The organism is Microcoleus sp. B5-D4, assembly GCF_036705145.1.
Lineage (GTDB): Bacteria > Cyanobacteriota > Cyanobacteriia > Cyanobacteriales > Microcoleaceae > Microcoleus.
Map to the genome: position 1 here is coordinate 15303 of NZ_JAUBTV010000015.1, position 21058 is coordinate 36360.

The window sequence follows — 21058 nt, forward strand, 5'->3', positions numbered from 1 at the left end:
CACCATTGTCAAGAACGGGCAAGATGCCCGTTCCACAAAGAGTATATTTTCTTGTGGAACAGGCCGAAAAGCCTGTTCCTAAAAAAGTAATTGACAATGATGCAAGATAACTGAGATATTGCACCATTGTCAAGAACGGGCAAGATGCCCGTTCCACAAAGAATGAGTTTTCCTGTGGAACAGGCCGAAAAGCCTGTTCCTAAAAAAGTAATTGACAATGATGCAAGATATCAGTTTTAACTGACTTCTGCTATGAGACGGGGAATTGATTCACTCCTAGGACGGAGGGTGAATTCGAGAATCAAATATACAATCAAAATCCCAAAATCCCATGCAACAATACCTGACAATCAAACAACTTACAGAAGCGGTAAAAGGCACAATTACCCCTCGGATGGTGCGACATTATCACGCTTTGGGGCTGCTATCTCCGGCGGTACGATCGACTTCTAACTACAGATTGTATACCCGCAGCGATGTGCAAAGACTGCAAAGAATAGTCGCACTCAAGCAGCAAGGCTTTCAACTGTCTCACATCCGCAAACTGTTAGAAACTGACGCGGATGCTTCTCCTGACGCGCTGATGGCGACTCTGCAACGGCAATATCTGTCGGTTATTCAGCAAATTGTTCGCCTCAGAGAAACGGCATCGGCGCTGGAAGGATTGCTGGGGCGGGATATTTCCTGTCAAGCGGTGCAAGCGGACGCATTGGCGCAATTAAGGCTGTTGCAGGCGGAAACTGAGGGGGGGTTGGATGAGTGGGAACAACTTTGGGAGGGTTGGGATGCGGGGGCGCACACTCACCCGGAGGAGTTTGGGGAGTCGTTGCAGCATTTGTTGCCGGATTTGGCCGATCGCTCGGAAATTGAGGTAGACTTGCTTTCAAAACTGGTGTTAGCCTGCGGAGATTGTTCGCTGCTGCCGTTTGTGAAGTTGAGCGAAACGGCGATTAAATCGGCGCGGGAAGCTTTGAAAAATCAGTGTCAAATTGTGGCTGATGTGCCGCCTGTTTTTGCGGCTTTGGATCGAACTAGATTGGCGCATTTGGGAACAAGTATTGCAACTTTAATTGATGACCCGCACATCAATGCTGCGGCGGAAGCGGAACAGGAATTCTGGCAGCAGCGTGAGTGGTTTGATAAGTTGTTGAAACTGGAAAAAGGATGTATATTGGTGATAGGATATGCGCCGTCTGTGCTGATGGCGGTTTGCGAGGCGATCGAGTGTGGGCAATTGCAACCGGCTTTGGTAGTTGGAATGCCGATCGGTTTTAGTCATTCTCCGGTGGCGAAACGGCGGTTAGTGCGATCGGGCGTTGCTTATATTACGACTGTGGGAACTTTTGGCGGCGGATTGTTGGCGGCGGTTGCTTTGAATGCTTTGGTTGAGTCTTTGATTGAAAAGCCGAATTGTCATTGTCATTTGAAGTGAAGATGGGATTTAGGTTGGTTGCGGCGAAGAAGGAGTCAGGAGTCAGGAGTCAGGAGAAGAATACTCTCTTTCCTCCTGTCTCCTCCTCTGGTGAATACTTCCGAAAGTTTCAATCCCTGATAGGGAGTTTGGTTAATTGCGGCAAAGGTTTTTAGTGATTTTCCACGAATTTGATTTTTGTTTCAATCCCTGATAGGGAGTTTGGTTAATTGCGGCTTCCCGGTCAACTAGCTTTAGAGTTTTCTGAACCTGAGTTTCAATCCCTGATAGGGAGTTAGGTTAATTGTGGCTCAGCAAGAGCATATTCGGGCGCTCCGATACCCGAACACAAGTTTCAATCCCTGATAGGGAGTTAGGTTAATTGTGGCCCATCATTCGTGTTGACGCTAATCCACCAATTACCGGGAGATGGGTTTCAATCCCTGATAGGGAGTTAGGTTAATTGTGGCCTGATTGTCTATCACTCCCGCAGCTTGGGCTGCCTTGTTTCAATCCCTGATAGGGAGTTAGGTTAATTGTGGCAGCAAACTATTTTGGCGGCTTTTGAGGAGTCGGTTTCAATCCCTGATAGGGAGTTAGGTTAATTGTGGCCGGCATAGACCCGCGGCAGCAGCAAGCACTCCTGTTTCAATCCCTGATAGGGAGTTAGGTTAATTGTGGCTCGATCTTGTGATGCCAATACGAGAAATTCATCAATTTGGTTTCAATCCCTGATAGGGAGTTAGGTTAATTGTGGCTCGGTAATTACCAGTGGTGTTGTCAGCGCCGATCGCCCACCATGTTTCAATCCCTGATAGGGAGTTAGGTTAATTGTGGCCAGGGCCGCACAGCTCCGACATCATACCGTAGGAATAAGTCATCGCCCACCATGTTTCAATCCCTGATAGGGAGTTAGGTTAATTGTGGCGAATTTAGTCTTAGGGCTTGATGATTTAAAGTAGTTTCAATCCCTGATAGGGAGTTAGGTTAATTGTGGCTTTACAGGGAGCTGTACGAAGTGTTCCCAAATGTCAATCCCGTTTCAATCCCTGATAGGGAGTTAGGTTAATTGTGGCTTGAAGAAGAAAGCAGCTCTATTTATCACGGCTGCGTTTCAATCCCTGATAGGGAGTTAGGTTAATTGTGGCGATCGAGCTTCGACTAGAAATCGTGGCCATTTCCTGAACTTCTGGAGACATCGGCTGCTTGCGAGTTAGGTTAATTGTGGCGATCGAGCTTCGACTAGAAATCGGTGCACATTTACCGTGTTCGTTTCAATCCCTGATAGGGAGTTAGGTTAATTGTGGCATCCTCGGTATTGGCAATCACAGAAAATCTGAAGCGTTTCAATCCCTGATAGGGAGTTAGGTTAATTGTGGCTTGCCAGCCTTGACTTAGGTGGCTGGCTCAATCATGTTTCAATCCCTGATAGGGAGTTAGGTTAATTGTGGCGTTTGGCTGCTTTGTCAGGTTTACGAAGTAGTTAAACCAGTTTCAATCCCTGATAGGGAGTTAGGTTAATTGTGGCGCGGCCCTGATGAATTAAACGCGCTAGAGAGCCCGCGTTTCAATCCCTGATAGGGAGTTAGGTTAATTGTGGCCAGAGTTAGAAGCGCCGCGCAAGTTCCCAGGCAAGTTTCAATCCCTGATAGGGAGTTAGGTTAATTGTGGCTGAAAACGGCTGGCATTATTTACCCAAACCCCTTGCCCATGTTTCAATCCCTGATAGGGAGTTAGGTTAATTGTGGCCCGTGCCGTATCCACAATAGTGCGAGGGGATTAGAAAATTCGTTTCAATCCCTGATAGGGAGTTAGGTTAATTGTGGCAAATTTATCAAATTTTTCAGCTCCCATAAACTCTTGGTTTCAATCCCTGATAGGGAGTTAGGTTAATTGTGGCTTTTTTGCCCTTCGCTTGTAAATCCTTAACCCCTCGAAGGTTTCAATCCCTGATAGGGAGTTAGGTTAATTGTGGCGTCGGCGAGCGGGCTGTGTCATAATGTTGATGGGTTCCAAGGTTTCAATCCCTGATAGGGAGTTAGGTTAATTGTGGCATGATTACGGGAATGTTGAGAATGTCTCAATTATTTGTTTCAATCCCTGATAGGGAGTTAGGTTAATTGTGGCTAGTCTTCGTAAGTGCCGCCCCGTCTGCTGCGGTGTTTCAATCCCTGATAGGGAGTTAGGTTAATTGTGGCTTAGATTGTACTATAGAGGAATCAAATAAGCGAGCAACGGAGGTTTCAATCCCTGATAGGGAGTTAGGTTAATTGTGGCTCTTATATCAAATTCTAAATCTACACTTTCAGAGTTTCAATCCCTGATAGGGAGTTAGGTTAATTGTGGCACTTGTTAGAAACATCAATCCCTTTTCAAGTAAGTTTCAATCCCTGATAGGGAGTTAGGTTAATTGTGGCTTTTCCGGCGCACGCTGGCAAGATATTTGGCGGCTAATGGTAATGTTTCAATCCCTGATAGGGAGTTAGGTTAATTGTGGCGCAAGAATTCGCGGGCACCGGCGGCAGTGGCAGTGTTTCAATCCCTGATAGGGAGTTAGGTTAATTGTGGCCCTCACTAGCGGTATTTTCACCAGATTTTCCGCTGGGTTTCAATCCCTGATAGGGAGTTAGGTTAATTGTGGCTCTATAGCCCTCAATGGTTTGAAGTGTGATGAGGGGTTTCAATCCCTGATAGGGAGTTAGGTTAATTGTGGCTCGGCTTCTTATCCTGAATTTATACCCAATTGGAAACGAGCGTTTCAATCCCTGATAGGGAGTTAGGTTAATTGTGGCCCGATGCAAAATCGTTGCGTCCAAGTTCCTGTTTGATATAGGTTTCAATCCCTGATAGGGAGTTAGGTTAATTGTGGCTTTACCATCTACCTCGATCCGGGTCAGCCAAAGCAATCCGGCTCCAGGTTTCAATCCCTGATAGGGAGTTAGGTTAATTGTGGCTCTAGACAAAGAGCAGAAAATATGGAAGGCGGATACGCCGGGTTTCAATCCCTGATAGGGAGTTAGGTTAATTGTGGCTATTCGCTGTCAATAATTCTGGCTACCATGTTTTGTTTGCAGGTTTCAATCCCTGATAGGGAGTTAGGTTAATTGTGGCACACCCGTGAGTACCAGCCTTGCTGGAGTCTCTGCCGACACCGTTTCAATCCCTGATAGGGAGTTAGGTTAATTGTGGCCGGGTAATTCTTGCATTAGCTCACTCCCAACAAATTAGTTTCAATCCCTGATAGGGAGTTAGGTTAATTGTGGCGCTGTTCGCCTAGTGGTAGGAAATGAAAAGGCTGTGCGTTTCAATCCCTGATAGGGAGTTAGGTTAATTGTGGCTCGTTTTAGGCATTGATCACTGAAACACTTTGAAACGTTTCAATCCCTGATAGGGAGTTAGGTTAATTGTGGCTCCGAAGACTTCTAGGTACTGCTTGCGCGAAGTGTTTCAATCCCTGATAGGGAGTTAGGTTAATTGTGGCATTGAATTCACAATCCACACGCAAGCTAAACGCGTTTCAATCCCTGATAGGGAGTTAGGTTAATTGTGGCAATTAGAAGCCCGCCGAGAATTGCTTCTTCGGGTTTCAATCCCTGATAGGGAGTTAGGTTAATTGTGGCATGTCTTCTACGTCGCACTTCAACTCACCAATCTCGTTTCAATCCCTGATAGGGAGTTAGGTTAATTGTGGCCAGATACATCGCTTTCATTAGTTTTTGTCCTCAATGCAAATGGAGGTTTCAATCCCTGATAGGGAGTTAGGTTAATTGTGGCTCTACAATCTCCTAGTGAAGTTTGAAGCGCGAGGTTTCAATCCCTGATAGGGAGTTTGGTTAATTGCGGCTAGGGGAGCCGTGAGTGCTTTATCAATGCTTTCCGTTTCAATCCCTGATAGGGAGTTTGGTTAATTGCGGCCTATGCAGAAACCTATGCAGAAACCTGCACCTGCTGGTTTCAATCCCTGATAGGGAGTTTGGTTAATTGCGGCTGGCGGTGCAAACGCTAGGCTATCGCGCATCAATCTTCAGTTTCAATCCCTGATAGGGAGTTTGGTTAATTGCGGCTTATTCGAGTGATGCCACACCGAAGTGTGAGAGAGTTTCAATCCCTGATAGGGAGTTTGGTTAATTGCGGCCCCCTAAAATCCACCACTTTTGAATCCACGAAAGGGTTTCAATCCCTGATAGGGAGTTTGGTTAATTGCGGCGGAAATTGTAGGCAAGTTGCAGCAATTCCCGATCGGTTTCAATCCCTGATAGGGAGTTTGGTTAATTGCGGCCTGGGACAGCACCTTAACCACCCATTATTTTTAGCGTTTCAATCCCTGATAGGGAGTTTGGTTAATTGCGGCTACCGATCGGCTAGAGCGCATTCCGGCGCTCCGATACCCGGTTTCAATCCCTGATAGGGAGTTTGGTTAATTGCGGCTAGGAAAACATATTGAAAGTATTGAGGAAATTGAAGTTTCAATCCCTGATAGGGAGTTTGGTTAATTGCGGCCGTAGTTGAACCGGAACACATCGCAACCCCGTTGTTTCAATCCCTGATAGGGAGTTTGGTTAATTGCGGCTGGATTGCAGGCAAGCAACACTGCGCCAAGAAACTTGTGTTTCAATCCCTGATAGGGAGTTTGGTTAATTGCGGCTCGCCCAGCCGGGGTATTGGTGCGGGTAACTGATAGCGTTTCAATCCCTGATAGGGAGTTTGGTTAATTGCGGCGGGAGGCAGAGAGAGAAAGTCGATTACCACTGTTTGTTTCAATCCCTGATAGGGAGTTTGGTTAATTGCGGCTTGGGTTATATAAATCAATCCCGCGAATCCCAGAAAGTTTCAATCCCTGATAGGGAGTTTGGTTAATTGCGGCAATACGTTTTTCTAGCAAGCTGTCTGACAAGTTTTGTCTGTTTCAATCCCTGATAGGGAGTTTGGTTAATTGCGGCCCTGCATCAATCCATCACAAAATGGCATTTTGGTGTTTCAATCCCTGATAGGGAGTTTGGTTAATTGCGGCAGTTCGCGGTAACGCTGGTCTAGCTAAGAAATTGCACAGTTTCAATCCCTGATAGGGAGTTTGGTTAATTGCGGCGCGGCGTTGCGTACCAGAAAGAGGTAAAAATTGATCTCTGTGTTTCAATCCCTGATAGGGAGTTTGGTTAATTGCGGCGCTGGATGCTAGCAGCTTGCTGTATTCACTCTGTGTTTCAATCCCTGATAGGGAGTTTGGTTAATTGCGGCATCCGGCAATTATTTCTAGACGGCTGGAGCCGGGGTTTCAATCCCTGATAGGGAGTTTGGTTAATTGCGGCATCAGTCCTTGATAGCTTGGTTCATTTAGACACAAGTTTCAATCCCTGATAGGGAGTTTGGTTAATTGCGGCCGGCGGTTGAGTTGGTGAGTTTTGAATCTGAAATTAGGTTTCAATCCCTGATAGGGAGTTTGGTTAATTGCGGCCCGAAATTGATTTCAGTCGGGAGTTCGTAGCAGTTCGCGTTTCAATCCCTGATAGGGAGTTTGGTTAATTGCGGCGATTTTGATAAAATTGTTTTAGAGCCTATCCCTGTTTCAATCCCTGATAGGGAGTTTGGTTAATTGCGGCTCGAAATGAAAAGTTCATCAGTAAACGTGCTGAAGCAGTATTGTTTCAATCCCTGATAGGGAGTTTGGTTAATTGCGGCGGTTGACGTTCCAATCCCTTCGGCAATGGGTGAAGCGTTTCAATCCCTGATAGGGAGTTTGGTTAATTGCGGCCCAGCACCTGCATCAATCTGGAGTCTGGCAGAAAGTTTCAATCCCTGATAGGGAGTTTGGTTAATTGCGGCTTTAAAGGAAATGGGAGCAAGCAATGGTGGTTTGTGTGGTTTCAATCCCTGATAGGGAGTTTGGTTAATTGCGGCCCATATACTATCAATGCTTTCTCTATTTTGTAAGTTTCAATCCCTGATAGGGAGTTTGGTTAATTGCGGCTTGGGGGAATCAACCACCTCAGCACCGATCGCGATCGGCGACGGCACAGTTTCAATCCCTGATAGGGAGTTTGGTTAATTGCGGCTTTTGATATCCTCTACGTCAGTTTGCAATAGACCTAGATCGTTTCAATCCCTGATAGGGAGTTTGGTTAATTGCGGCTTCGGGATACCTAGGAGCACCTTTTATCGAGCATTGAGTTTCAATCCCTGATAGGGAGTTTGGTTAATTGCGGCATGTCATATTTATTTGGCTCCAAACGTTGAAAGAGGTTTCAATCCCTGATAGGGAGTTTGGTTAATTGCGGCTTTTTTCCAGTTTTATGCTGATATGCCTCCTGATTGGGATAGTTCAGGTTTCAATCCCTGATAGGGAGTTTGGTTAATTGCGGCATTAGCAGCCGGCGCTTGACCCTTGAAAAATATCTAGTTTCAATCCCTGATAGGGAGTTTGGTTAATTGCGGCCCAGCCCCGCCGATGCTGCTGAAACTGCCAATAGCTGCGTTTCAATCCCTGATAGGGAGTTTGGTTAATTGCGGCCGGTGCCGCCCCGGTTCGCCGCTGGTTTATTTCCGACTAATTCTATGTGTTTCAATCCCTGATAGGGAGTTTGGTTAATTGCGGCTGGGAGTCGTGCAGCACTTGAGGCGGTGAAAATTGTTTCAATCCCTGATAGGGAGTTTGGTTAATTGCGGCTGTGGAGCATGGCTTTCAGCTCCAACTGTCACCAAATGTTTCAATCCCTGATAGGGAGTTTGGTTAATTGCGGCCAGACGCCCAAGAGTTAGCTGCTGAAGCTGTATCGCTATCGTTTCAATCCCTGATAGGGAGTTTGGTTAATTGCGGCATTGGTAGGAATTCCCGGACAGCAGGCCTTCTTTGAGTTTCAATCCCTGATAGGGAGTTTGGTTAATTGCGGCGCTATCGCACTGTAAGCAGGGTTTAGTGCTGCACGGTGCAAAGTTTCAATCCCTGATAGGGAGTTTGGTTAATTGCGGCTATCTGATTTAAGGTTTGTTCCAAAAAAGTTAAAGGTTTCAATCCCTGATAGGGAGTTTGGTTAATTGCGGCGTACCCCTTATAACACGTCTGATAAGTACCCCTTATGTTTCAATCCCTGATAGGGAGTTTGGTTAATTGCGGCTTGACGGTAAAGCGTCTGGGTTTTCAGTAGTAGAGTTTCAATCCCTGATAGGGAGTTTGGTTAATTGCGGCCCTAAAAGTTTTGCCGTCACACTCAACACTACTTTGTTTCAATCCCTGATAGGGAGTTTGGTTAATTGCGGCGCTTTAAATCAATTTGAACGTGGTTTAGTAAAATTGTTTCAATCCCTGATAGGGAGTTTGGTTAATTGCGGCCTATCTATAGCACTTTAGTTTGTATCGTAATTAACTATGTTTCAATCCCTGATAGGGAGTTTGGTTAATTGCGGCGGTAATGCCCCGGTTCGTCGCTAGTCTGATTTTAGCTAGTTTCAATCCCTGATAGGGAGTTTGGTTAATTGCGGCTCTAGATTCTGAATTAACTGCAACTCGCGAAGCTCGTTTCAATCCCTGATAGGGAGTTTGGTTAATTGCGGCTTGACGTTGCATGGTAACTTCCATGCTACGGAGCCGTTTCAATCCCTGATAGGGAGTTTGGTTAATTGCGGCTTAATTGCGGCTAAATGCCCGTCTTTCCGGGCTGTCAACCGATGTTATTAGTTTCAATCCCTGATAGGGAGTTTGGTTAATTGCGGCCTTAAAGCAGTTCTTAAGCAGTCCTCTCACAAAGTTTCAATCCCTGATAGGGAGTTTGGTTAATTGCGGCTTTATCAATCCATTCAGCACTTTTTTCTATTTCAAGTTTCAATCCCTGATAGGGAGTTTGGTTAATTGCGGCGCAATGAGAAGGAATGCTTTGGCACTCAGACCAAGAAGTTTCAATCCCTGATAGGGAGTTTGGTTAATTGCGGCCTTAATCGGTTTAGAAACGGGCTCAGAAGTATACAAAGTTTCAATCCCTGATAGGGAGTTTGGTTAATTGCGGCTTTATATCTGCTAAATTGATATTTATCCAAGAACTAGTTTCAATCCCTGATAGGGAGTTTGGTTAATTGCGGCGACCGAAGAAGCTCAAGGCGCAGCCTATGCACTTAAGTTTCAATCCCTGATAGGGAGTTTGGTTAATTGCGGCGAAAATTACAATTTGGCTTACGGCAGACAACGGAGAGTTTCAATCCCTGATAGGGAGTTTGGTTAATTGCGGCAATCTTGGAAAGCTTACTATCAGCCTGCCGACATGTTTCAATCCCTGATAGGGAGTTTGGTTAATTGCGGCGAGCGTCCCCCGTCTTCATCAGGTTCGATTTTTCGTTTCAATCCCTGATAGGGAGTTTGGTTAATTGCGGCTCGAAAACAGGCGGAATTGTTCGCAGAAGCCAATTCTGAGGTTTCAATCCCTGATAGGGAGTTTGGTTAATTGCGGCTATGCAGCCGGGTCGGTCAAGTCAAGCCCGTCCTCTTCATTTTTGTTTCAATCCCTGATAGGGAGTTTGGTTAATTGCGGCGCGATGGTGCGGGGTGCGGTTCATCCGATCGCACTTAACGTTTCAATCCCTGATAGGGAGTTTGGTTAATTGCGGCAAAACGAACATCTTTACCACCGCTTTCTTTAATAGTTTCAATCCCTGATAGGGAGTTTGGTTAATTGCGGCCTAGCGGTTTCTTATTGGTAGAAAATACCTATTAATGTTTCAATCCCTGATAGGGAGTTTGGTTAATTGCGGCTTTTTAAATTTAAGGGGGTGCGGTAATGCCTTTGACAACAAGTTTCAATCCCTGATAGGGAGTTTGGTTAATTGCGGCAAAATTTGCGCTCCTTTCTGTCTGGAAAAAATTGGTTTCAATCCCTGATAGGGAGTTTGGTTAATTGCGGCAGCTTTCGCGGTAGCTCTCAGTTGTCCTGTATTTGTTTCAATCCCTGATAGGGAGTTTGGTTAATTGCGGCGTGGCGGAATCGGTTGCCCCGTGCATTTTATTGGTAGTTTCAATCCCTGATAGGGAGTTTGGTTAATTGCGGCCTGCTGTCTCTCGGTGGTTTGGGTGGTGCTTCGTTTGTTTCAATCCCTGATAGGGAGTTTGGTTAATTGCGGCCGATCGTGAAAATCGCAAAGCTTATGCTTCTGTGGCGTTTCAATCCCTGATAGGGAGTTTGGTTAATTGCGGCAATAATTAGCAGTGGTAGAGATTTCATACGATCGTTTCAATCCCTGATAGGGAGTTTGGTTAATTGCGGCCTGTTAGTAAATAGGTAGGGTTACTGTTAGGAAATGGTTTCAATCCCTGATAGGGAGTTTGGTTAATTGCGGCGATAGCTCGACATTGTTACTCTTTCTTGCTTGCAGGTTTCAATCCCTGATAGGGAGTTTGGTTAATTGCGGCACCGGGGTTGCGACGGATTGAATAAACAACTTTAGTTTCAATCCCTGATAGGGAGTTTGGTTAATTGCGGCGTCATTCGATGCGAGATGTACTTGATGAAGTAGAAAGTTTCAATCCCTGATAGGGAGTTTGGTTAATTGCGGCTTGTACTCACGGTAAATTGTGCGGAAACTGAATGTTTCAATCCCTGATAGGGAGTTTGGTTAATTGCGGCGGTAAATTCTAACCTTTTGCGCCGCAACTCTGGATCGGTTTCAATCCCTGATAGGGAGTTTGGTTAATTGCGGCAGTGATAAGGGTTACTTATCAAGGGTTATGTTGTTTCAATCCCTGATAGGGAGTTTGGTTAATTGCGGCAGAGTGTGTTCAGGCATCCAAGGTCTTCCGAATATATCTAAGTTTCAATCCCTGATAGGGAGTTTGGTTAATTGCGGCTTGAGAGATGGTAAGGTTATCGCACCATCAACCGTCGTTTCAATCCCTGATAGGGAGTTTGGTTAATTGCGGCAGGTCGGACATATTTAAGCTAATGAAAAATTCCGGGTTTCAATCCCTGATAGGGAGTTTGGTTAATTGCGGCACAATTTTTCAATACATAATAGATATAGAATAATTAAGTTTCAATCCCTGATAGGGAGTTTGGTTAATTGCGGCACACCCACCTTGACCAGTAGCCTCATCCTGATCGTTTCAATCCCTGATAGGGAGTTTGGTTAATTGCGGCGCTGAGGGTTTGGCGGTTTGGTCTGAGGAATTGAGAGTTTCAATCCCTGATAGGGAGTTTGGTTAATTGCGGCATCTCCCCCAAAAGTCCGTAACTCGGCGCACTTGGAAAGTTTCAATCCCTGATAGGGAGTTTGGTTAATTGCGGCCGCCCGTTCCAGAAGCATTGCTGTATTTGGTTTTCAAGGTGCAGTTCCGTGAATCTAAAACAAAAGTACCATTTCGGCCTTCGACTTGTCAATACCCAAAATTTCATATTCACTCCAAAGCCTTATCCTGTAATACTTTCAGACTTTCCGTGAATCGTATTCTCAGACAGAGAGCCTCAAACTCTTGCAGCACGTACATTCTAGCCTCAAAATTTAACACCTCGATTTTTACACCTACCCATTCACGGATTTTCCACCCAAAAACAGACATCAACCGATCACCACTTGCCCAAAGCCCCCCAAACAGTACCCGAAACCACCCCCCAAATCGCCCCCAAACCAGCCCCCACGATCGCCCCCGCCACAGGCCCCAACTCCACCGGCACCCCAGCGCTAACAGCCGGAAACATCGCAGACACCCCCGCACCCAACACAGCACCCGCAAAAGTCCCCAAAAAACTGCCCCAAATCGCCCCCAAAGCCCCACCCCTCACCCCCGAAGGCTGAAACGAAATCGGCAGCTTCGGCGCAAACCCGCAAAAACCCAACAAACCCCCAGAAACCACACCCCCAACAGAACCGACACCAGCCGCCACGATCGCCACACCCAGCAGCAAACCCGCAAACTCATTCAGCGGCCGCATCTGGACACCGTATTGCTGCCAAACCACCAGCCCAACCCCCAAAAAAACACCAGCCAGAGTCCCCACAAACGAGCCCCAGACAGCCCCCAAAGACCCTCCCCGCCGGCCCCACACCCTCCCCGCCGGCAGCGCCAGAGGAGGCCGAAAACTCGCCCAAACACAGCCCCAGACTGCACCAACCCCCGCCCCAGCCAAAATCCTCTCCCCGATCGCCACATTGTTATTAATCGCCCCAAACACCGCACCGCCGATCGCCGCCAACAAAAAAGCCCCCCAAGCCGCCCCCACCAAAACTCCGCCCCACTTCCGCCAAATCTGATTCGGCGGCAAAGTAAAAACTCCCCACATCACCCCAAAAAAACAGCCCCAAATCGAACCAACAAAAATCGCCCCCAAAATAGCACCGCCGCCCTCAGCTATTGCCGAATAAATCCCCCCGATCGCCGCCAAACACAAACTACCCCAAACACCACCCCAAGCAGCATCCTGAAAAATGCGCTCAAACTTGCCCACGGGAAGCTGAGGCGCAGGAGTCCGACTCCGAGAAGACATCGGCATCGGTAGCAACGGCACTGCGTACTGACCGAGGGGGCGTGGCAGCCCCGTGGAGGGCTGTTGCCGACGCACTGCGGGCTGGGGTACGACAGGCGGGGGTTGGGGCTTTTTACGCTTGATTTTCGCGGGCTGCAAGTGCAATCCGTGGCTGACTGCTTGGCGCGAAGGAAACGGATCGCGCCCTTTGAGGAGTTTTGCCCGATCGCACCAAGGGCACCGACTGAGATGATTTCCGTATTTATGCTGACTATTTTTGCTGCAAGTTACCAAAGCATCTTCCGCTTCCCGAATCGCATTCACCCAAGTTTTCGCATCCGGGCGCGCCGCAGGATTGCCGTGCCCTTCCTCAAAACAGCGGATAAACATCTGCCGCAGCCGCGGATGCAGCATCTCGAAAGGAGGCGCAGCGGGCATCGGGCGGTAGGGAATTCGCTTCGTACCTGTGGGGAAATGGCCCGATCGAATTCTCGCTTCCAAAGACGGTGGTTCATCGCTACCGAGATAAACTCCCGAAAACGGATGCGTACCTTCCATCAGCAATTGAAAAATTAATACCGCTAAACCGAACAAATCGTGCTCTGGGGATCGATCGATATCGCGGAAAGTCTGGCCCTGCAACTCCGGCGGCGTAAACTCCGGTTTCCCCACGGGACACCGATAAACGTAACCTGTATAAGGATCGCGCACTTGAAACGAATCCGTGTCTACCAGCGTTACCAACGCCGTATCCGTCACGAGAATGTTCGACTCGTTTACGTCGCCGATGACGTAACCCCTGACGTGGAGGGCGTTTACAGCCGAGGCGAGATTTCTGGCGGTACGGTGGAGGTAAAGATAGCTAAATAGCGGTTTTTGTTCGCGCCTGGTTTTGGGAGTATAGAAAGTGTGTACCGGCATCACTTTTTTGACGCGCGGCATCACAAAACCGACGATTTTTTCTCGCCCGCCGACAGTATGCAGCAAATCGATCGGCCAAGCAATAGAAGCGTGTCCCGGTTCGGCGATCGGCGCATCCGGCGGCATACTGAACATGACTGTGAGTTTGTCGCCGTCTTCGTCTGTCGGTTTGTGGTAGATTTTTGCTACAAGGGACGAGTCTTGGGCGATCGGGTAGATGCGACCTTCACCCCCACTGGCGATCGCGTTTTTGGTGTCGATCGCAATCAGTTGTCCGCTAAATTGGCGCTGCAACTGCATAGAATTCGCTTAGGGTATGGGGGCATCAATCGATTTTAGATTTGAGATTTTGGATTTTAGATTAAAGAAAGCTACCCCACTGATAAATCCGTAATTCTATTTTATTGTGGGGAGTAGGGGTTGGGCAGGAGAGCCCGCCCTGGAAAATTCAGCAACAGGGTACGAGGGACTGTTCCACGATAATTCTATTTTATTGTGGGTTGGGCAGGAGATCCCGCCCTGGAAAACTCAGCAACAGGCTACGAGGGCCTGTTCCACAATAGTTCAATTTTATTGTGGGGAGTAGGGATTGGGCAGGAGAGCCCGCCCTGGAAAATTCAGCAACAGGCTACGAGGGCCTGTTCCACAATAGTTCAATTTTGCAGTTGTGCTTACAATTGATTGGGATCGATGCCCATTTCTCGGAGTCTTGCTTCCAAAGCTTGGGATCGCGATCGTTCTTGTTCCAGCAGCATTTCTGCCTGTTCGGCCCGCAGCCGTTCTTGTTCGGCCCGCGCCTCGGCTTGCTGGATCAGTCGATCAAGTTCCACAAAACTCCTAAACGGTTCTCCAGAGGGCCCGAACATTTCGAGTCCAGTTTCTGATAATTGAAACCGCACTCCCATTCTCGGACTTACCCAACCGTCCATTTGTTCGATCTGTTCTAATTTTCCCTCAGCCCGCAACCATCCTATCAGTTCCAATTTTTCTGGATCGTACAAATAATATTCTTCCACACCATAGCGTTCGTAAAATTGAAATTTTTGCATCATCGGAGTCAGACGATTTCCCCGCGACCAAATTTCAAATGCGACTTGTGGCGCAATATCATTTTCATACCACTGTTGATAGGAACCTCGATATCCTTTGGGGATGCCAAAAACTGCCATTACATCTGGTGCTTGAGACAGTTTGTTATTGCCTTCCACCGGATACCAAAGCAAGTCACCTGCTACAAAAACATTTGGATCATCGGCAAACAGCAATTCTAAGTTTTCTTTAATCCAAACAATTAATCGAAACTGATCCGTATTGTTTGACATCGGTTCGCCGTTATCGTCGGGGTAGATGATATGTGATTTTTCGGGAGATTGCAGTTGTGTAACCATTGCTGTTTCCCCAATTTTTTTGACAAGTTGATTTTATTTTAGTCGATCGCCTGTTTCCTCTTCCAGTTCGTCAACTGCGGTTTGGATAAAGTTATCCACCAACCAGTCGCGGGTACGCGAGAAATTGCTCTCCAATTCCAGGTAATGACTGCCTAGTTTTGCCTTAAAGTCTTTGGGGAAAATCTCTTTAGCCACTAACATATTTTTCCAGCGAGTTAGCTGGCTGGCGTTGCGTTCGGGAAAGCGGTTGTACAAATAGTCGATCGCGATCGCATCTAGAATATCCGCACCCAGGATTTCCCGCCGTTTCACCTCGTTTTCTAGCGCAACTTGTCGCCGCCCAGTTAGATCCCCATGCTGGCTAACATTTGGTTCAATCAAATGCTGAATCAGCCAGTTTCCCCCACGGCAAAAATCGCGATCCAACTCCAAGTAAATCGCCCCAAACAAAGCTTCAAAAGTCTCCGAAAAAACTCTAGTGTACTCGCTTTTGTCTGTTTCTTTTCCATTACCGACGCGCCCATTAACTTCGTTTAATTTCAAATTTTGTGCAAAATCCCCAAGTTTTTTCGGATCTGCTAAACGAGCTTTTAAGGTTGAGATAGCATCTGGATCGAGTTCTGGATATTCGCGGTAGAGGTAATCGCTAACAACAGCACCGAAAATCGCTCCCCCTAGGAGTGACAGCCGTTTGTACTTAACCTCTTGCCAAGCGGGAGACTCCTCCGGGCGATCGGAGTAATAGCTGGTAGAATAACGGCAATTTAAGGCAATTTCCAGCAGTTTTGTCTGCTGAAAGCTGGGAATGTCGATCGCTGCTTTGACTGCTTCAATATCTACATTATGTTTAATTCGCTCTAATTCTTCTTCACATTTTCCCCACTTTTCCAACCAATCACCGCCCGCATCTTCCACATACAAATCTACAAAATCTACCCCGTAATTCATCCATTCATCCTGCATTTTTCTGGCTGCTTCCAGTTCTTCCCAGACTTTCTGCAAGTTATTTTCAACGGTCTGTGTACCTTGTACTGTCATAGTATTTGATTTTGATGTAATTTGATTTTATTTCCAACAATTCCACCGCAATTAAATTAAATCTCAATTCAATTTAGGCCGAGTTGCTAGTTATTTCACTCTTATGGATTGCTGCGGTAAATCTTCCCGTTAATTAGCCTTCGTATCAAGCACCTGTTGCCACCGTCTGGCAAACCCCTCCCGGAAACAGAAAAGGGGAGGAAAAATCTTGGTCTGTTTTCCCTTTTCCAGAAGCAGGCTGGGGGTTAGCTTTTTGGCATTGTCGAAAATTGTGCAATATGTGAGTTAGTCAAATTTTTTTTTCACCGAGTTTGGAGCAGTCGAACTATTCTCAGCAGCAGATATGCTTGATTTACGGGAACTTGAGGTAACGACCTGCGGGCAAATTATCACTATTATATAATGCAATGTTAACTAACTGATTCAGGAAATTTGCATCGTTTTTATCATAACTTAAAAATAATCCTCTGTCAATCCCCCAATCTTGAAGAGTTTGTTGCCAATTATGATATTTTTGTTCAGAGAATTCATCCGAAAGAGTAGTGACTTGAATGCAGAGGGGCTGCTGTTGGCGATTGCTAACGATCGAATCGGTTGCCATAGAAAGATCTGCAACATATCGATACAAAACAGTGCCTTGGCGATCGACTATTCGGGCTGCGATCGCACGAATGACGAGATCGTCAGCCGGATCGAATTTGCCGGCCTTGAGTTTTTGTTTCCAGATGTAAAATTTGCGATCGTTTTCGCTCAGCCATTTAGGAAACAGATAGCTGTACCAATACCTTTCCCCCGGAGTCATTAACTCAAAAGCGGCTTGCTGTTCTCTTTCCGAAGGTAGAGATTGAACTGCCAGCCAAACTTGAGAATCTCGGATAAGCTGCAGCAAAAAAGCCATCACAAATTTCTTAGCCGTTAGCGAACCGGGTTTAACATCTTTCACCCAGCGATTGATTTCATCCAATCTTCTCGCTAAACTCGGATCTATTAGATCTGCGTCGCTAATTAGGGAGTTGAGCTTATCCTTAATCTCTTGTGCTTGCAAATGACGACCTACTGTACAAACTAAAGCAGAATTGTTGACACCTCGATTTTATTATAGAACTGCGCCAAATTTTCACCGCTCATTAGACATTTCCAACAATTGTTATGGGGTAGGTATCCTGACAGCCCTTGATTTGATTTTTAGGAGATGTCTATTTAATAGTTGCTGCCGATTCCCGCAGGCGCTGGTACAATAAAACCAAATAAACATTCATCAACGGCCCGGCTAAAAATCCGAGTAGATTACCTGCAAGCTTAGATGCTAGCAAATTTGCGGTCGAACTGATTAATAGGATCATCAACACTATTGGCACGGAAACCACAAAAATGATCAGAAAACTCGCTCGAAATACCAACCACCAGCGCCCTTTAGTTAATTCCCAACTGCTGCTAAGACTGTCCAGCGCCGAAGAGTTATCAATGACGGTAGCGTACAAGGAAAAGATTAAGCGATATGATACATAAAGACCGGGAATTATTAGTGCAATGAAGCCGGCCAACGCCAGCCCCGAAGACATAATATAAACCAAAATAAGGGGCAGCAATCTTCTGTTTGCTTGATTGAAAGATTGACCCACAGTTACTTGATTTCGAGTCAAACTTCGGTAAGTGTAGAAAATCATGGCTCCCGACAATAAAGGAACTGCCACGAACCAGTAGATAATATTGAAAGCAACACCGGCTGAACCCAGATTGTCCAAACTATTGATAGCGGACAATATCAAATTGGGAAAATTGATTGTCAACAGGGGAGCGTATAGAGACCCCATAGTATCAAATGTTTCTCGCAACAAGTTTGTGGCACTAATTCGTGAACTTGTCATAATTTTTTATCCCCTTTTTGTAAGTGGAGTTGAGATCACATCTTGCACCATTCTCAATCAGCCTTTTCTGAACAGGCTTTCCGGCCTGTTCCACAAGAAAATTTATCTTTTGTGGAACAGGCCGGAAAGCCTGTTCTTGAGAATGGTGCAATATCTCAAGTTGAACAGACTAGACATTACTCGAAAAAGTTGCTAACAATAATGTTAAGTCATCATCGGTGCGTTCGGAAACACGGGGCGATCGCAAAAATGACTCTAACTGCTGTTTGGCATCTTCTTCTTCTTTCCACTCGCCAGAAAACCGAAACAAAGGGGCAAAAAATGGCCCGTGTGGCGTGCCTTCTGGGATTTTGAGAGCTAGCATTTGCAAGCCGTCGGAAAACACCGCCAAGTGCCGCAGTTTTTCCCGGAGTACCTGAAATTGCGCTGTTTCTATCGCATTCGGCGAAATCAAAAAGATAGTTTCGTTGATGTATTCGCCGCAGGGAGGTACAGTCAGGGCGATCGCATTTCCTGCACTGTCACCTGCTACCGCCGCACCGTCGCCGATTTGAGCAACTGCGATTAATTCCGGCGTAGCAACAACCGCAATTAAAGTGCAGGCTAAATCTCTCGCAGGCACTTCCCGCACAGCCGCTTCTGCTTCCACCTGGGCCCGCGCCACTTGCAGTGATGCTGTCAAGAATACCTGCCATTCGTCGTCATTTTGAGGCAGCCTTTCCTGTTGCTGGCAAATCGTTTCAACAACCGCTTCCACAGCAATTTTTGCCCCAACTTCTGCGAGTGCTGCGGAGCCCGCACCATCGGCAACCGCTGCCGCTAAAACACCGTTTGGCAAGAGACGCCAGCAGTGGGCATCTTGACAAGGCTGCGATCTTTTTTCGTGGCTCGTACCTATCACCGATGCCGCTACAACTTGCCAATTAAAGGATGAATTGTGCATTAATAACTCTTTAACTCAAAACTTCGTAAATTCACAACTATGCAAAGTCTGGACGGGTTGATTTATCCCTAATTACAGCACTTTTATGGGTTCGTAGGTACTAGCCCTTGTAGGGACACGGCAGTGCCGTAGGGACACGGCACTCTTACTAATGACTAATGACCAATGACTAATGACCAATGACTAATGACTAATGACTAATGACTAAACAGTTCCCCATCCGGGTGGCGGCAGTGCTACTTGTTCATCAATTTTTGAGTGAGAAACTCTCTGCATACTAGCCGACAGCCAGATGAACATCTCTCTAAAGTCTAGTCCTCTCAATTTTACAGGCGTGCGCTCGACAATTTGCGCCAGACGGGTGATATTAGCACCTTCCACTCCGACTGCAAAAAATGCCACGCGCTTATTAGTTTCTTCCTCTTTAATCCGCTGTGCTGCTATTTCCACAACATCGTCGGATTCACCTTGAGGTTCGCCGTCGGTAATCATAAATACCCACGGGCGGTAGTAGGTAATGCCGTTGTTGCGGTATTCGGATTTGCGGGCCGCAATAGTATCTAATGCTAGCTGAATGCCAGCGCCCATGTGGGTTTGTCCTTGAGCTGTCAGCAGTGGCGTCTCGAACTGGTCGGCGGTCACGAAGTCTTGCACGACTTTGATATGATTGTCAAATGAAATAATCGCCACTTCAACTCGCTTTTTAGCTAGTTCGTCTTTAATTAGGTCATTCCTAAAGATTTCCAGCCCCTCATTCAAGGCATCTATGGGTGCGCCTTGCATGGAGCCGGAGGTGTCCAGCAGGAGGACGCAAGGACAGCGCGGCTCTGGGTTTTCGGCAAATTCTACGGCTTCGTCTAGTCTCATGGTTCGGGGTTGACCTGGGAGTGGCTCGATTTCTAGGTTTATTACTTTCTACCCTAGCAAGTAGGTGACATATTTAACTCTATCTGCCCGCTGGCGATCGTATTTTACCATTTACGTGAATCGATTTTTGATTTTTGATTGTATATTTTAGATTTGAGAATTGGATGTCTGCGGTCAAAAAAACAAATTTCTTCCTGCCTGTGGTAATATAGACTAATAGTATTACTGCAAAATAAGGATAAATCTTATGATTGCAACAGTCACACAGAAATTAACCTTTGACCAATTCCTTGTAGAATGTCCAGAAGATGGACGTTATGAACTGGTAAATGGAGAAATTGTAGAGATGAATGCCACAAGAAATCATGATGATGTTGCTAATTTCATGTTATTTGGCTTCAATGATGAAATCCGGCGACTAAATTTGAATTATGTAGTCAACACTACAGCCGTTATCAGAACTGTAAGTAAAGCTGGCATCGAACAAGGGCGGAGACCGGATGTCAGCGTAATCGATCGCGATTTGTGGCGATCGAACCGTTCTGCTTATGCTGCAATGCGGGAACCAATTCAATTGGCAGTGGAAGTAACCTCAACAAATTGGGAGGACGATTATATAGACAAATTGGACGAATATCGGCGCGTCGGAATTCCTGAGTATTGGATTGTCGATTATTTAGCAATTGGCAGCAGGGAATTTCTGGGAAATCCCAAAGTTCCAACTGTATTTGTTCACCTTTTGGATGCAGATGGTAACTATCAAAGAAGCGCGTTTAAAGGCAGTGAACGAATTGTGTCGCGAACTTTTCCCGAATTAACGCTGACAGCAGCAGAAGTGATGAATGTTTGACTTCGGTTCATCCTGCTAGCCAGACTATTCTCCATAAAAAATTACTGAAAATATGAAATCTCTTTCTGATAAAAAACTTTCTAATCAAAAAGCTATGAGTCCTTGGAGTTACAAACCTTGGTGGTGTCAGCCTTGGTCGATTCTTTTAACTGGTACTAGCCTGATTAGCGGTAGTTGGTTTTTGTTAAAAACTATTTGGATAACGGTTTTAGTCGCGATTCCTTTATTAGCATGGATGGGTTTTTTCTTGTTAGTTTGGCCGAGGTTGATGCTGTCTAGCGGAGTTTTAGATTCCGATGCAGATTAGGTTTTGGTGACGCGCACCTTATGTTTAGGG

Annotated in this window: 11 protein-coding genes and 2 CRISPR repeat arrays; of the genes, 3 read left to right on the plus strand and 8 right to left on the minus strand. The window is 46.3% G+C overall.

What is annotated here, in order from left to right; translation table 11 throughout:
- Positions 1-331 precede the first annotated feature (331 nt).
- Positions 332-1432, plus strand: a complete 1101-nt coding sequence (locus tag QUB10_RS09910; protein ID WP_333201664.1) for a precorrin-8X methylmutase — start codon at positions 332-334, stop codon at positions 1430-1432.
- 106 nt (positions 1433-1538) lie between these two features.
- Positions 1539-2560: a CRISPR direct-repeat array (repeat unit 37 nt; unit sequence GTTTCAATCCCTGATAGGGAGTTTGGTTAATTGCGGC).
- A gap of 122 nt (positions 2561-2682) precedes the next feature.
- Positions 2683-11671: direct repeats of the CRISPR family, unit length 37 nt; unit sequence GTTTCAATCCCTGATAGGGAGTTTGGTTAATTGCGGC.
- Positions 11672-11780: 109 nt separating this feature from the next.
- Here QUB10_RS09910 and QUB10_RS09915 read toward each other — a convergent pair.
- The 8 genes from QUB10_RS09915 to QUB10_RS09950 all read right to left on the minus strand — a co-directional run bounded on the left by QUB10_RS09915 (position 11781) and on the right by QUB10_RS09950 (position 19871).
- Positions 11781-11942, minus strand: coding sequence for a hypothetical protein (locus QUB10_RS09915; RefSeq protein ID WP_333201665.1), 162 nt, complete (start codon positions 11940-11942; stop codon positions 11781-11783).
- A 7-nt stretch (positions 11943-11949) separates the two neighbouring features.
- Entirely contained in the window at positions 11950-14067 is a 2118-nt protein-coding gene (locus QUB10_RS09920) for a DNA-binding protein (protein WP_333201666.1), read from the minus strand.
- A 371-nt stretch (positions 14068-14438) separates the two neighbouring features.
- Positions 14439-15155: a Uma2 family endonuclease gene (locus tag QUB10_RS09925; protein WP_333201668.1), complete on the minus strand. Its 717-nt coding sequence runs from the start codon at positions 15153-15155 to the stop codon at positions 14439-14441.
- A gap of 33 nt (positions 15156-15188) precedes the next feature.
- Positions 15189-16193, minus strand: coding sequence for a ribonuclease III domain-containing protein (locus tag QUB10_RS09930; protein WP_333201670.1), 1005 nt, complete (start codon positions 16191-16193; stop codon positions 15189-15191).
- Positions 16194-16545: 352 nt separating this feature from the next.
- Complete coding sequence (locus QUB10_RS09935) at positions 16546-17238, minus strand: hypothetical protein (RefSeq protein ID WP_333201672.1); 693 nt, start codon at positions 17236-17238, stop codon at positions 16546-16548.
- Between the two features lie 151 nt (positions 17239-17389).
- Positions 17390-18061 (minus strand): hypothetical protein, encoded by a 672-nt coding sequence (locus tag QUB10_RS09940; protein ID WP_333201674.1) that lies wholly within the window; start codon positions 18059-18061, stop codon positions 17390-17392.
- Positions 18062-18230: 169 nt separating this feature from the next.
- A complete protein-coding gene (locus QUB10_RS09945; protein ID WP_333201676.1) occupies positions 18231-19004 on the minus strand; it encodes a PP2C family serine/threonine-protein phosphatase in 774 nt (257 codons plus the stop codon).
- A 204-nt stretch (positions 19005-19208) separates the two neighbouring features.
- A complete protein-coding gene (locus tag QUB10_RS09950) occupies positions 19209-19871 on the minus strand; it encodes a VWA domain-containing protein (protein ID WP_332953856.1) in 663 nt (220 codons plus the stop codon).
- A 247-nt stretch (positions 19872-20118) separates the two neighbouring features.
- On the opposite strand from QUB10_RS09950, the gene QUB10_RS09955 reads away from it, so the two are divergent.
- Both QUB10_RS09955 and QUB10_RS09960 read left to right on the plus strand, forming a co-directional pair.
- Positions 20119-20721, plus strand: coding sequence for a Uma2 family endonuclease (locus tag QUB10_RS09955; protein WP_333201678.1), 603 nt, complete (start codon positions 20119-20121; stop codon positions 20719-20721).
- A 52-nt stretch (positions 20722-20773) separates the two neighbouring features.
- A complete protein-coding gene (locus QUB10_RS09960) occupies positions 20774-21028 on the plus strand; it encodes a DUF6737 family protein (RefSeq protein ID WP_333201680.1) in 255 nt (84 codons plus the stop codon).
- Positions 21029-21058 lie beyond the last annotated feature (30 nt).